General features: G+C 37.0%; 13 protein-coding genes. 4 read left to right on the plus strand and 9 right to left on the minus strand.

Annotated elements, in window-relative coordinates; all coding sequences use genetic code 11:
• The first annotated feature begins 46 nt into the window (after positions 1–46).
• From ABX891_RS10200 to ABX891_RS10210, 3 genes are all read left to right on the plus strand, one after another.
• Positions 47–1333, plus strand: a complete 1287-nt coding sequence (locus ABX891_RS10200; RefSeq protein ID WP_165743208.1) for a citrate synthase — start codon at positions 47–49, stop codon at positions 1331–1333.
• A gap of 115 nt (positions 1334–1448) precedes the next feature.
• Positions 1449–2675: a SufS family cysteine desulfurase gene (locus tag ABX891_RS10205; RefSeq protein WP_354629409.1), complete on the plus strand. Its 1227-nt coding sequence runs from the start codon at positions 1449–1451 to the stop codon at positions 2673–2675.
• 33 nt (positions 2676–2708) lie between these two features.
• Positions 2709–3125: a SufE family protein gene (locus tag ABX891_RS10210; RefSeq protein WP_354629410.1), complete on the plus strand. Its 417-nt coding sequence runs from the start codon at positions 2709–2711 to the stop codon at positions 3123–3125.
• 66 nt (positions 3126–3191) lie between these two features.
• Here the strand turns inward: ABX891_RS10210 and tcdA are convergent, their stop codons facing one another.
• The 7 genes from tcdA to ABX891_RS10245 are packed head-to-tail and all read right to left on the minus strand — an operon-like array spanning position 3192 to position 10653.
• Positions 3192–3989 (minus strand): tRNA cyclic N6-threonylcarbamoyladenosine(37) synthase TcdA, encoded by a 798-nt coding sequence (gene tcdA, locus ABX891_RS10215; protein WP_154903051.1) that lies wholly within the window; start codon positions 3987–3989, stop codon positions 3192–3194.
• Positions 3990–4670, minus strand: coding sequence for a TIGR01621 family pseudouridine synthase (locus ABX891_RS10220; protein WP_154903050.1), 681 nt, complete (start codon positions 4668–4670; stop codon positions 3990–3992).
• Complete coding sequence (gene kdsB / locus ABX891_RS10225) at positions 4667–5428, minus strand: 3-deoxy-manno-octulosonate cytidylyltransferase (protein ID WP_154903049.1); 762 nt, start codon at positions 5426–5428, stop codon at positions 4667–4669. Before kdsB ends, ABX891_RS10220 begins: the two co-directional genes overlap by 4 nt.
• Positions 5416–5613 carry a Trm112 family protein gene (locus tag ABX891_RS10230; protein WP_002961789.1) on the minus strand — a complete coding sequence of 66 codons (198 nt, stop codon included), beginning with the start codon at positions 5611–5613 and terminating at the stop codon, positions 5416–5418. Before ABX891_RS10230 ends, kdsB begins: the two co-directional genes overlap by 13 nt.
• A complete protein-coding gene (lpxK, locus tag ABX891_RS10235) occupies positions 5603–6583 on the minus strand; it encodes a tetraacyldisaccharide 4'-kinase (protein WP_165743199.1) in 981 nt (326 codons plus the stop codon). Before lpxK ends, ABX891_RS10230 begins: the two co-directional genes overlap by 11 nt.
• Positions 6580–8325 (minus strand): lipid A export permease/ATP-binding protein MsbA, encoded by a 1746-nt coding sequence (gene msbA / locus ABX891_RS10240; protein WP_149602576.1) that lies wholly within the window; start codon positions 8323–8325, stop codon positions 6580–6582. Before msbA ends, lpxK begins: the two co-directional genes overlap by 4 nt.
• Positions 8326–8385: 60 nt before the next feature.
• Positions 8386–10653, minus strand: coding sequence for a DNA internalization-related competence protein ComEC/Rec2 (locus ABX891_RS10245; protein ID WP_354629411.1), 2268 nt, complete (start codon positions 10651–10653; stop codon positions 8386–8388).
• Between ABX891_RS10245 and ABX891_RS10250 the strand changes: the two genes are divergently transcribed.
• Positions 10633–11139: a DUF2062 domain-containing protein gene (locus ABX891_RS10250; protein ID WP_024595571.1), complete on the plus strand. Its 507-nt coding sequence runs from the start codon at positions 10633–10635 to the stop codon at positions 11137–11139. The genes ABX891_RS10245 and ABX891_RS10250 overlap by 21 nt on opposite strands.
• Positions 11140–11253: 114 nt before the next feature.
• Here ABX891_RS10250 and ABX891_RS10255 read toward each other — a convergent pair whose 3' ends face one another.
• Both ABX891_RS10255 and uup read right to left on the minus strand, forming a co-directional pair.
• Entirely contained in the window at positions 11254–12999 is a 1746-nt protein-coding gene (locus ABX891_RS10255) for a DUF3466 family protein (protein ID WP_354629412.1), read from the minus strand.
• A gap of 11 nt (positions 13000–13010) precedes the next feature.
• On the minus strand, positions 13011–14924 hold the full coding sequence (gene uup / locus ABX891_RS10260) for an ATP-binding cassette ATPase Uup (RefSeq protein ID WP_354629413.1): 1914 nt from the start codon (positions 14922–14924) through the stop codon (positions 13011–13013).
• Positions 14925–14939: the final 15 nt, after the last annotated feature.

Raw genomic sequence — 14939 nt, forward strand, 5'->3', positions numbered from 1 at the left:
AAAATCTAAAAATCAGAATAGATATCTTAATAGGAGATACATAGCGATGGCAGATAAAAAAGCCACAGTCCATATTGATGGACTAGATCCAATCGAACTTCCAATTTATCAAGGCACTGCTGGCCAAGATGTAATCGACGTACGTACGTTAGGTTCACATGGCCACTTTACTTATGACCCAGGTTTCATGTCGACTGGTTCTTGTGAATCTGCAATCACCTATATTGATGGTGGTAAAGGTGTACTACTTCACCGTGGTTACCCAATTGAGCAATTAGCTGAAGATTCTAACTATATTGAGCTTTGCTACTTACTTTTAAATGGTGAGTTACCTTCTAAAGAACAATACGAAGTTTTTAAGAATGAAATCACTACAAGCACTATGCTTGACGAGAAAATTGCTAACTTTTTCCAAGGTTTCCGCTTTGACGCTCACCCAATGGCAATGCTTTGTGGCGTAGTGGGTGCATTATCATCTTTTTATCATGAAGACCTTGATATTACTGATGCAGAACAACGTAAAACAAGTGCAGTTAAGCTAGTTGCTAAGTTACCAACTATTGCTGCAATGGCTTATAAAACAAACATCGGCCAACCGTTTGTATACCCACGTAACGATTTAAGCTACGCAGAAAACTTCTTACACATGATGTTCTCTGTACCTGCTGAAGAATATAAAGTTAACCCTGTAACTGCTAAAGCTATGGATAAAATCTTTATGCTTCATGCAGATCATGAGCAAAATGCATCGACTTCAACAGTTCGTCTTGCTGGTTCATCAGGTGCTAACCCGTATGCATGTATTGCAGCTGGTATTGCTTCTTTATGGGGACCTGCTCACGGCGGCGCTAACGAAGCATGTTTAAACATGTTAGAAGAGATTGGCTCTGTGGATCGTATTGATGAATACGTTGCTAAAGCTAAAGACAAAGCTGACCCATTCCGCCTTATGGGCTTTGGTCACCGCGTTTACAAAAACTTCGACCCACGTGCTACAGTAATGCGTCAAACGTGTCATGAAGTTTTAGCTGAGCTTAATATCCAAGATCCACTTCTTGATATTGCTATGAAGCTTGAGCAAATTGCCCTTGAAGACCCGTACTTTGTAGAGAAGAAACTATACCCTAACGTAGATTTCTACTCTGGTATTATCTTAAAAGCGATTGGTATTCCAACAAGCATGTTCACTGTAATCTTTGCAATGGCACGTACTGTTGGTTGGATCACTCACTGGGATGAGATGCTATCTCAACCTGGTCATAAGATCAGCCGTCCTCGTCAACTTTATACTGGTTACACTCAACGTGACTACGTATCAACTGACAAGCGTTAATTAACGTTGGTTAGTTTAAAAAGGCCGCATTTTGCGGCCTTTTTTATTAACAACACTTGAGAATTATCATAAACCGATTACAATTCCTGCCTTAAAAACACTATGTAGATGAGCCATGCTTGCTTTAAAGTTTGATATAAATAAAATTAGAAACGACTTCCCAACATTAAATCAAACAATAAACGGCTGCCCGCTTGTTTATTTAGACTCAGCAGCAACCTCACAAAAGCCTCAATCAGTTATAGATACAATTACTGAGTTTTATACGTCTCAAAATGCTAATGTACACCGTGGACGCCATACACTTAGCGAACAGGCCACTTATTCTTATGAACAAGTCCGGGATAAAACTGCAGAGTATTTCAATGTATTTAGTAAAGAGATTGTATGGACTAAAGGTGCTACAGAAGCCATAAATTTGGTCGCTAACGGCTTAAAAAAGCGTTTAGATGAAAGTCATACCATAATAATATCTCCGCTTGAGCATCACGCAAACATAGTGCCTTGGCAACTAGTAAGCCAACAGACGGGAGCTAAATTAGTCTCTCTGCCGCTTAATAATAACGGCACGCTAAACACACAACAATGCTGTGAATTTATAAAAGAAACAAAACCTGCCTTATTAGCGATTACACAAGCATCGAACACACTGGGTAATATCACTGACTTAAAGCCACTAATTGTAGCTGCAAAAAAGGTGAATTCGCTTGTTTTAGTGGATGGTGCACAAGGTGCACTGCATTTAAAACCCGATTTACGTGAATTAAACTGTGACTTTTATGTCTGCTCAAGCCATAAAATGCTCGGCCCAACAGGATTAGGTGTGCTTTATGGTCGATATGAGCAATTAAATACCCTTGATATTTACCAATCAGGTGGGGAAATGATCGATAAAGTGTACTTAACTCACAGTACTTATCGTCCTGCGCCTGCAAAATTTGAAACTGGAACACCAAATATCTCTGGAGTTTTAGGCTTTGGTGCCGCATTAGACTATTTAAATGAATTAGATCACGCAAAAATCCAGCAATATGAGCAAAAATTGTTTAGTTATGCCGCTCAAAAATTGGTAAAGGTTGATGGTATTACAATATATAGCAACCTATCAGACAATATTGGTACACTCTGCTTCAACTTAAATGATGAACATCCTTATGATTTGGCAACTTTACTTGACGGGTACGGGGTTGCAGTCAGAAGCGGACACCATTGTACACAGCCATTAATGACACATTTAGGGCTTAATGGAACGCTAAGAGCGAGCTTTTGTTTTTATAATACCTATGAAGATGTAGATATATTCATTGATTCACTTAAAAAATGTATCGCTTTACTGGACTAAACGTCACTTTAATAGAATTAATTAGGATAACTCATGACAAATACGTTTAACAAAGTCACAGAATCTATAAAAAATGCGCCCGCTTGGCAGCAAAAATATCGTGAGATAATGCTTTTAGGAAAAACGTTACCGGCTTTAGCTGATGTTTTAAAAACTGATGACGCACTTGTCTCTGGTTGTGAAAGCAAAGTATGGATGTTTGTTGAATTTGATTTAACAGAAAATACACTTGTTGTAATAGGTGACTCTGATACTCGTATAGTAAAAGGATTATTAGCCATTATTTTAGCGCTTTACAATGGCCTCACACCAGAGCAAGTAGTGAATAAAAATGCGTATGAAGAATTTGAAAAGCTCGGCCTTATAAGCCACTTAAGCGCATCACGTGGTAATGGTATTAAAGCCATGGTTGATAAAATACAAACCATGGCACAACACAAGCTAAGTTAACCGAGGTCTGTTGATCTTTCAAGGTTAAATTGCAGCAGTCTGTTTGGTATTTAGGCTAGGCAGACCCTAGGCTTGTGAGCGTTGTTTTTTATCTAGGTATTTACGTACAGCTTTAGCAGCAACAAAAAAACCAAAGCTTCCTGTGATCATAGTCACAGAGCCAAAACCATTATTACAGTCCATATTCATCGTGCCATCAGCACTTTGCTTAGCATGACATACGCTGCCATCGCTTCCTGGGTAAACCAATTGCTCTGTTGAGTAAACACAATCAATATTAAACTTACGTTTAGGATTATTACTAAAATTATATTGCTTGCGCAAAATATAGCGCACCTTTGCAAGTAATGGGTCTTGCGTAGTTTTAGCTACATCACCAAAGGTTATTTGGCTAGGATCTGTTTGCCCGCCAGCACCACCAGTTGTAATTATAGGTAGTTTATTACGTTTACAGTGAGCAATTAACGCTGCTTTTTCTTTAACTGCATCAATACAATCAATTACATAATCAAAACCTTGAATATGCTCTTGAATATTATCAAGCGTAATAAAGTCATCTATTACATGAACTTGGCACTGTGGATTAATGAGCTCGCAGCGCGCTTTCATTGCATCGACTTTAGCTTGACCAATAGTGCCCGTTAACGCATGAATTTGCCTATTGACGTTAGTCGCGCAAATATCATCCAAATCTATAAGTGTTATTTTACCAACACCAGTACGTGCAAGTGCTTCTGCTGTCCAGCTTCCTACACCACCGATCCCTACTACACAAAAATGTGCTTCTTGAAGCCAATCAAACTGTTGATGACCATATAAACGTTTAATACCACCAAAACGTATATCTGTAACTTTTTCGCTCATTTACCAATCCAGTTGCCATGGCGATTGCCATGCTTGAAAATCTTGATGTTTAATTAACGCCAAATACTCATCACCATTATCGGGTAATAAAGTTAGCTGTATTTGTTCACTTTGCCAAAAAAAGCTCAATGCATATGCATGTAAATAGGTACGATTTGATGGTGTACCTGAATACATTGCATCGCCTAAAATAGCTGCGCCCACACTTTTTAGTGCCACTCTTAATTGATGCGTCTTTCCTGAATAAGGTTTTAAAATATACCCTCTAAATCCTGGCTTATAACTCAGAGAATAGAATCGGGTGATTGCAGGGTTGAGTGTACTCGTTAGTAACTTAAATGAGCCACGGCGAGACTTAGCCATATCGCCTTTTATCCACCCTTGCTTCTTTTTAGGTTTAGCATCACTAATCGCTAAATAAAATTTAGCAATCGCATGCTCAGTAAACATAACAGTAAAGGCGGCTGCAGAGGCTTTGTTTCGCGCTAAAATAATCAGCCCTGATGTCACTTTATCTAAACGATGAACGGCATAAAGCTTTTGCGATAATTGTTGTTCGGCTAAAACAACAAAGCCGGGCCCCTCTTCAGAATGAAAATTAAGACCCGCTGGCTTTTCTAAAATATAAAAGTCGTTATGTGTATAAACAACTTTTAATATCTTACTTACTTGCTCACTCACACGTTTTTACTTTTAATATGCGCTATCACTTTAGCTAAGTCATCAGGCGTATCTACACCTGCATGAGGGGCTATTTGAGCTTGTTCTATTTTAATTTTATAACCGTGATACAAAACACGTAACTGCTCAAGTGATTCAAGTAATTCTAGTGGTGATACACTCAGCTCTATATATTGTTTAATAAAACCCGCTCTGTACGCATAAATACCCACATGGCGTTGAAATGGCGCTAAATTAAGGGCAGTGCTATCATCCATCATCGTATTTCTATCAAACGGTATACTTGCACGAGAGAAATACAGGGCATTTTTATTTATATCGCTAACCACTTTAACGGCATTAGGATTAAATACTTCATCACGCTCTTCAATAGCAACACTTAACGTTGCCATTGGTGCTGTTGAATCACTTAATAGTGCAGCAACTTGAGATACGTTTTCTGGTGCAAGTAATGGCTCATCGCCTTGTACATTAACCACAATTGTATTGCTATCAAGTTTAAGCAAATCAACCACTTCAGCTAATCGTTCAGTACCCGACTGGTGATCTTCACGCGTCATTACTACATCATTAGTAAACATACTTACTGCATCAAATACTTTTTGATGATCGGTTGCTATAACTACTTTACTAGCACCTGATAAACATGCTTTTTCGTAAACGTGTTGAACCATTGGCTTGCCACAAATATCAGCAAGCGGTTTACCTGGTAGTCGGGTCGATGCAAAACGAGCAGGAATTACAACTACGAATTCCACTTTTCAACCTCTTCTAGAGATAGTTCTCGTGCTTCATTTTCAAGTAAAACTGGAATATCGTCTTGAACAGGATAAGCAAGCTTAGCTGCTGTGCTAATTAGTTCGTTGTTTTCTCTGTCAAAGCGTAATTTTCCCTTACAAACAGGGCACGCAATTATCTCGAGTAATTTTGTATCAAAGGCCATTGAGTATTCCTTTTTCTTTTAATATTGAATTTAATTTGTTTATTACGCTATCGGTAGGTTGTGCATCTACTGGTAAATAATACCAATTAGGCTTTGCAAAGGACTTACATTTAACGGCATCTTTTTCGGTCATTATAATGCAATCATCACCAAATTGGGCAAAATCATCTACTGTATAAGCATAATGATCTCTAAAATGATGAGTCGATAATAACGTAATATCTTGTGCTTCTAATGAGTTTTCAAACCGTTTAGGGTTCCCAATTGCACTTATTGCATGTGCTTCACTTACGTTACTTTTTGCATAATCGCTTGAATTAACCAAGCGAAGGTTACTTACTTGTAATGTGTAGCTATTATTAGCCTCACCACCATTTTCAATTACTATATCGACACTTTGCAAACGTTTAGTTGTTTCACGAAGTGGTCCTGCTGGCATAACAAAGCCATTACCAAAACGACGCTCACTATCAACAATACAACACTCAATGCTACGAGGCATTTTATAATGCTGCATTCCATCATCAGAAATAATAACATCGAGTGTATAATTATTTTCTAATAAATCGATATTGTGTTGTCTATTAGGCCCAACCGCTATTGGGCACTTTAAACGATGGTATAAAAGTACGGGCTCATCTCCAGCCTGCTGAGCATCTACAAGCTCAGTAACTAACAGCGGGTAATTTTCTGATTGCCCACCATATCCTCTACTAATAATTCCCACTGATAAACCTTGCTGTGTTAAATGACCATACAGCCACAAAACAAAAGGCGTTTTACCATTACCGCCAACACTTATATTGCCAACTACAATTACAGGCGTTTTACACTCAAAAGGTTTAAGTATTTTAGCGCTGTATAAGTATTTTCGAAATGATGAGACAACCCAAAACAAAGCACTTAATGGTAATAACAGTAAAGTAATTAGACCAAATGGTTTATACCAGCTTTGTTCTATTTTACTCACGCCTGATCACCAAACTGCATTTTGCAAAGGGCTGAATAAGTACCGTCATTTGCTAATAAGCTATTGTGATCGCCACTTTCTATTACACGACCATTATCAATAACATAGATTCGGTCACTGTTTTCGATAGTAGATAAGCGATGCGCAATAACAATTGAGGTTTTATCTTTCATTAGCGTTTCTAATGCTTGCTGAATAAGCTTTTCAGATTCGGTATCAAGTGCTGATGTAGCCTCGTCTAAAATCAAAATAGGTGCGTCTTTTAATATTGCACGTGCTATCGCTATACGCTGGCGTTGACCGCCGGAGAGCATTACGCCATTTTCACCTACCATGGTGTTTAATTGCTCTGGCAAGTCTTTAACAAACTCCCAAACGTGCGCTTGTTTAGCAACTTGCTCTAATTCTTCCTCAGACACATCATGCTTTATGCCATAACAAATATTGTTAGCAATCGTATCGTTAAATAACACGACTTGCTGAGACACTAAAGCAAATTGGCGACGTAAATCTGTTAATTTATAATCCTGCAGGGCTATACCATCAAGTAATATTTCACTCGGTAACTCTAGGTCATAGTAGCGTGGTAATAAATTAGAAATTGTTGATTTACCCGAGCCTGAGCGCCCTACTAAGGCAATACTTTCACCCGCTTTAATCGTTAGCGACAAATCGTTTAATACTGCTTCATCTTTTGTTGGGTACTTAAAGGTTACATTTTTAACTTCAATTAACCCTTTAACTTTATCGACTGAAACGGTGCCAGTATCTTTTTCCATTTCTTCATCTAAAACTAAAAATATACTTTGTGCAGCAGAGATACCACGCTGCATATCACTATTAACATTAGCGAGTTGTTTTAGCGGTCGCAATAGCATCATCATTGAGGCAATTAATGCCATGAAGTCACCAGAGGTAATCGTATCAATCATTGATGGAAGAGATACAGCCCATAAAATAACAGCCATAGCACTTGCTGCTAATATTTGAATAATTGATACACTTAAAGCTTTTGTCGCATCCATTTTAATGCGCTGCTGGCGGTTATGATTATTAATCTTTGAGAAATGGTTTATTTCTTGGTCTTGTCCGCCAAATCCATGAATAACTTTATGTCCGCTAAGCATTTGTTCAGAGCTACGTGTAACCTGCCCCATAGCTGATTGGATACTTTTAGAAATATGGCGAAAACGTTTCGATACAACCGCTACAATAATGGCAACGAGAGGGATGATGACTAAAAATATAAGTGAGAGCTTCCAACTGGTATAAAACATTACACCAAGTAAAAAGACAACAAAGGCCCCTTCACGTACAACAATAAGTAACGCTTTAGTAATTGCTTGTTGAACTTGCTCTGTGTCAAAAGTGATTTTTGAAATTAAATCGCCTGTTGAGTTTTTGTCATGAAAAGAAACGGGTAAATGCAATATGTGCTCAAATAACTCTTGGCGTAAAGAGCGTACAACTTGAGAGCCCACATAACTTAAACAGTACGAAGACATAAAGTTAAAAACACCACGCCCTAGTACTAACGCGATAACTACAAAAGGAGCGTACTTTAAAACTTCTGTATTTCGCTGGTTTAAACCTTGATCAATAAACGGCTTCATTAATTGAATGAATAAAGCATCCATTGCTGAATAGCCTATCATCCCAACAATTGCGATAAAAGCGACGCTTTTGTAAGCGCCAACATACGAGACAAGACGTTTATAAATTTGTGCAGTACTTTGATCCATAACACTCTCTAAATACAGTAACTCCCTGTATTGTATCCTTCGATGAGATAAAACTAAACGTCAATCTTTGATAAACCAATAACTTTCCTGCCCTCTTGCTGTTTCTATGACCAAATTGTTTGAGTAGAATTTAATACTAATTTGTCCATCAACGCCTGTTGTAAATTGCTCGGCGCTTATTGCTTTGTAACGCTCGACAACAACGGGCTTGGGAAATTCCCACTGTCCTTTATAAGCACTTGAATGAATCACAACTTTAGGGCCAACATAACTAATAAAATTAACACTTGAGGATGTATCACTGCCATGATGCGGGCTTAACATGACTGTACTTTTCAACGATGTATTATTAGCTAATAATGAGGCTTCACGGGATTTTGATATATCACCTGTAAATAACACACTATGAGTATTACTCGATACTCTAACAACGCATGAATCGTCGTTTTCATTTCCATACCCTATAGTGCTAAAGCTTTCTACTCTTAAACCAACAAAATCAGCACTTTGGACTTCACACACATTAAGTGTATTTTCAGGATGAAATTGCTTTAATGTTTCCCCAAATCCAGCTTCAATAAAATGCTGTATTCCTCCAGCATGATCGCTGTCTTCATGACTTAGAATCGCTGTTTTTACTGTGAAATTATTTGCTTTTATGTAAGGCAATAAAATACTTCGCGTACGGCTAAAACGATTAAAATAACTTGGACCAAAATCATAGATAAGCACTTGGTTATCTTTTTCAATTAATGCCATGAGACCATGCCCAACATCAAACACATGAAGTTGCCAGTTAGGCTTTTCTTTTAGGAAGTTATTCAATAATAGTACTGTTAAAGGAATAAAAGAGAGCAATTTATAGGGGAGGAAGTAAATCATCAACATAGTAATATAGGTAAAAATGACGAATATTAACTCGATTCTTCCTGTTGTCAGCCATCTTAATGACTCAGGTATTTCATAAAGTAATTTAAATAACGCATATAACCCTGTATCAAACAAATGTATTAAATTACCTATATCTAAAAAAGTACTCAGTAATGTAAAAACAATCAAAAATGGCAAAATAATGATAGAAAGAAACGGTATCGCAATTAAGTTAATGACTAGGCCCGCAATACTTACGCCATTAAAAAAATAAAGTGAAAGTGGTAATAAACCGATAAACAATGCTACTTGAATAACAAATAACGCAATAATTTTGTTTTTTATTCGTGTATTTAATATTGGTAATTTATTAATAACAGTAAAAATTATAGCGACCGCTAAAAATGAAAAATACAGACCTGAATTAAGTAAATTAAATGGGTTAACAGCAAGCACTATAACCAAGGCAAATAAAATACTATGCCAACGCAGCGGCTGTTTAGCTAGAAAATAAAGTAACAAATAACAACCCAGCATAATTAGTGCTCGCGTTGCTGATACTAAAAAGTCACTTAAATATACGTAAACTAATGCAGCTATAAAACCGAACGAACTGTAGTAAAGTGTAAGGTTAAATGATTGACCAATTGAAAAGTTTATTTTCGTACAGATAAATCGAATGAATAAGTAACCAAAGCTAAAAATTAAACCAATATGTAAGCCCGATATAGCCAGTAAGTGACTTAACCCAAGTGATTGCATTAATTGTTTATCTGTATAGCTCATTAACGATTTATCACCACTGAGTAATGCATAATAGAGCCACTGCAATCTTGTATTTGTATAGGTATTTTTAATGAATTTTTGATAATCTAGCACGATGCTTTGTTTATCGCTGTGTATTATATTAAGCTCTTTATTGAGCACTTTGCCTTTAAATAATATTCTATTTATAAATGCATAACGTTCATTATCAAACACATTAAAATTTTTATTACTGCGAAAATATTTTAAATGGATTAATGCAGAGAATTTATCGCCGACTGTAAAAGGCTGTGCAGAATTAACACTGAGCATTGCCTTGGGTGCTCTAAAATTCGAAAAACGACTCCCGTCTAATGCCACTATTTTGGCTTTGATATACTGAGGTTTTTTATCAGAAATAACCTCTTCAACAACTAATGTAGCATCAAGTGCATACTTTTCGTTCGCTTTTGGTATTTCAAAACTATAAAAAAGGTAAAAATGCATACCAACAAAGCAAATTGCACAAATAAAGCCTAACAATACGTTTAAAAACGGCTTAAAATAAGCGCTCACTATTACAATGAAAATTGTGAAGACTGTAAATTCGAGAGTTTGATAATAAAACACGGTTGCTACACAGCCAATTACAAACCCAAGACTTATCCACACTGATGTAAATGGTTGCTTTAAATGGCTAAAAAAACGATCCAAAGATTTTTACCTGATCCAAATAAAATTAGACATCATAAATCACTAAAAATATTTGGACGACTTTTACAAGACGCAAATCTTTGGCATTTAAATAGACGTTCAGCTCGAGGAGCCTTCGCGGTCGGGTTATTTTTTGCTTTCATCCCTGTTCCTTTTCAAATGGTTTTAGCCGCAGCAGGTGCTATATTATTTAGGGTTAATTTACCCATATCAGTTGCTTTAGTATGGCTTACGAATCCATTAACCATGCCACCTATCTTTTATGGCTCATACTTAGTGGGTACGTTAATACTTAATCAGCCAGAACAACACTTTGTATTTGAAGCCAGTTGGTCTTGGTTTTTAGAAAGTATAGAAACAATTGGTCCTGCATTTTTATTAGGTTCATTAGTATGTGCTTCTATTGCATCAATTATAGGATACTTTGGTATCGATATTATTTGGCGCCGCTCTGTGAAAAAAGCATGGTTATCACGAAATAATTAGTGGCGTTAAAGCTAAATAATAATTATAAGATTCACGGCAATCCTAATCTTATAAAATATTATAGACGAAAAAAAACCAACTTTATTAAGTTGGTTTTTTTATAATCAATAAACTTTAAAAGCGAAATACACGCCTTAAGCCAACCAGTGGTAATAACAATAATGTATACCAAGGGAAGCTAGCAGAGTTACGCTCATAGACTTCAGCCTCTGGTGGAGCACAGTTTTCTACTTCACCATTTGCGATTGGTGTTAGTTTAACGGCAACTGCAATACTCTCATATTCAATTTCACCATTAACATCAGTTACTACACCACCTAAAGAATCTAGTTTTTCAACCGTCTTAGTCGCAGTGCCAAATATTTCATTATTTTCGTTAATAGATGTAGCTTCGGCCATTGTATAAGCGTAATTAGTTTCGCCATCGGTATCAAAACAAGGCAGTAAATCGTTTAAATTAGTGTTTTTATCTTCACCAATTTTATAAATAAACGCTTCTTTACGACGCGTATTATCAGAAACCCCCACTTCACCTTCACCAACAATATAACCTTGATTATTTATATCGTTACCGTAAGAGCTTGAACTTGAAAAGTAGTCGGTTGGAAAAACGGTATTACCGGTTGCTATATCATGATAGAAGAACTTGTTACGAAGCGTACCTTCAATAAGCTTAGTTGCATAACCTGTAATTACATCATTATCATTAATTGCAATTGATTTACCAGCCTGCCAATCGTCTTCTTGATTAATAAAGTCAGTGACTGTACCGTCTTTAAAATAGACTGGCATTGTAAGAATTGTATCGTCATTTTCGTAATAACGCGTATTTGATGAACCTACAATTATACCGTTGCTGTTCACTGCTAAAGCAGTACTTGTAAATGCGTCATCTTCCGCTTCACCTTCATCAGGTGTCAGTGCTAAGCCAAGCTCTTCAACAGAAATAATATTCAGAGATTCATCAAGTTCCCATTTAACCGCTCGCTTATTAAACAAGCCTCGTAAAATATTTGAATTTAACAAATTAATACAAACTGACGCCGGTTCATCTTCGTTATCACAGTTATCATCAATATTATCTTGTCTGTCATCTGGAATGCTTGTAGACATATTACCTACAACGGTATAACCACTGTTAGTTTTAACAATATCGTTAGCGCGGCTTGTACCGCCGTATTCATTAAACTCAGGCTCTAACTCAACACTTACACTGCCATCAGCGCTTATTACAATTCCACGTTCTATAAATTCATGAGTAAACCATGTTTCTGCATCATCTTCACCATCAGGTGTAAAAGATACTTTATCGTATGGAGCGCTTCCCCAACCGACTGTAACACCATCTTCAGTTACAGCATTAAAAAGGTTAGTAGTTGAACGTGTTAATCCGTCATAATCAACAGATACAATATCAAATAATGGTTGCTCAGTTATTTGTGTATCATTATATTTTATGCCTACTAATGAGCTTAATTTTTGATATTCAAAATTTGTAGAAATTGAAGATAAAAAACTAACCATGAAAGTGTGTGCATCAGCATTAGTAAGTACTGCATCATTATTTTCAATGTCATCAAGTGTGAAGGTAATCTCTTTATCACTTAATTCAAATGCTGCCTCTGTATTGTCATAGCTATTTTCAATAAGGTTTTCAGTAAAATCTATATAGCTTGTATCAATAGGTAAATTGTATAAACCATTTGCGAAACCAATAATATGCCCGCTTTCGCTTACATCTGTTACATAAGAATTTTTAGCGTCTTCAAGAGTCCCTAATTCACTTAACTGGTACGTCGCACTTGTTGCTGAAGTGCTTAATGTCGCTAAAATACTGGCAGCGAGTAATTTATATTTCATTTTAGTCCTTACTACTGATTCTGTAATTCTTCAAGTTCTTCCCAGCGCTCAAGGGCAGCTTCAAGGTCAGACTCAAGTTGTGCTAAATGGTTCAATGCTTTAGTTGTTACATCACTCTCTTGTTTAAAAAAGTTTGCGTCACTCACTACAGCTTGTTGAGCTTCAATTTCAGCTTCTAGTTTTTCCATTTTATTCGGTAGTTGCTCTAATTCAAGTTTTAATTTGTAAGAGAGTTTATTTGTCTTAGCTGCTGGTTTTGCAGCTGGAGCGGCTACTTTTTCAACTTTTTTTACTGGTTGTTGCTGAATTTTTTTTTCTTGTTCAGCTAAGTAACCTACATAAGCTTCATAGTCGCTATAACCACCGACGATATCTGTTACTTTACCATTGCCTTCAAATGCCCATACACTAGAACATGTATTATCAATAAATTCTCGGTCATGGCTTACAATCAGCACTGTACCTTGGTATTGATTAATAATGTCCTCTAGTAACTCTAACGTTTCAATGTCCAAGTCATTCGTTGGCTCATCGAGAACAAGTATATTAGATGGTTTTAAAAACAGTTTAGCTAATAGCAGTCTATTTTTTTCACCACCAGAGAGTGCTTTAACCGGGGTTCGAGCGCGAGCTGGAGGGAATAGAAAGTCTTGCAGGTAACCTAAAACATGACGTGAACGACCGCCCATCATCACTTCTTGTTTACCTTCGGCAACGTTATCTTGAACAGTTGCTTCTTCGTCAAGTTTTTCACGGTATTGGTCAAAGTAAGCAAACTCTAAATTAACACCTTGCTTAGTAATACCACTATCAGGTTCTAAATCACCAAACATTAGTTTTAATAGTGTTGTTTTACCAATACCATTTGGGCCTACTAAGCCGATTCTGTCGCCACGCATTACAAGTGTCGAAAAATCATCAGCAATAACTTTGTCTTTAAATGCATGGCAAAGGTTCTTAGCTTCAAATACCAACTTACCTGAGCGATCAGCTGTTTCAATATTAAAGTCAGTTTTTCCAACTTGATCAACACGTTGCTTGCGCTCATTACGTAGCTGTTTTAGCTCTCGAACACGCCCTTCGTTACGCGTTCTTCGCGCTTTAACACCTTGGCGAATCCACGTTTCTTCTTCAGCTAAACGCTTATCAAACAATGCATTTTGCGCTTCTTCTACTTTTAAATCATGCGCTTTTTGCTCTAGATAAGTCGCGTAATCACCTGGGTACGAAATAAGTTTACCGCGATCTAAATCTAAAATACGCGTAGCGACAGCGCGAATAAACGCACGGTCATGCGATATAAATACAATGCCGCCTTTGAATTCTTTTAAAAACTGTTCGAGCCACATTACACTTGCCATATCTAAATGGTTTGTTGGCTCATCTAGTAATAATAAGTCAGGCTCACTTACAAGTGCACGCGCAAGTGCTACTTTACGTAACCAGCCACCAGAAAGAGACTCAAGTTTAGCCTCTGGTGTTAATTCTAACTGTGTCAAAACTAATTGAATTCGGCTATCAAAGCGCCAACCATCAGCGGCTTCAAGTTGGTTTGATAAACGTTCAAGTTTATTTAATAACTTATCAGTACATTGTGTTTGCAGTTCGTTGCTAACATGATGAAAATCAATGAGTAGGTTAGCAATTTCCGGCATACCCTGCGCAACGTAATCAAATACAGTGCCATTTGCGCCTTTTGGTGGATCTTGCTCTAAACGAGAAATCCGAATGCCACCAAGCTGATTTATTTCACCGTCATCTAAAACAACTTGTCCATCGAGTACTTTTAATAACGTTGACTTACCCGCGCCATTTCGACCAACTACACACACTCTTTCGCCACTTTCTATAACGGCGTCTGCTTTGTTAAGCAAAGCATGTGTACCAAAAGCAAGTTGTGCTTTTAAAATTCTTATTAAATCCATAGTTCTTATTTGCTC

It is taken from the genome of Pseudoalteromonas sp. NCIMB 1079 (assembly GCF_040567695.1).
GTDB lineage: Bacteria > Pseudomonadota > Gammaproteobacteria > Enterobacterales > Alteromonadaceae > Pseudoalteromonas > Pseudoalteromonas distincta.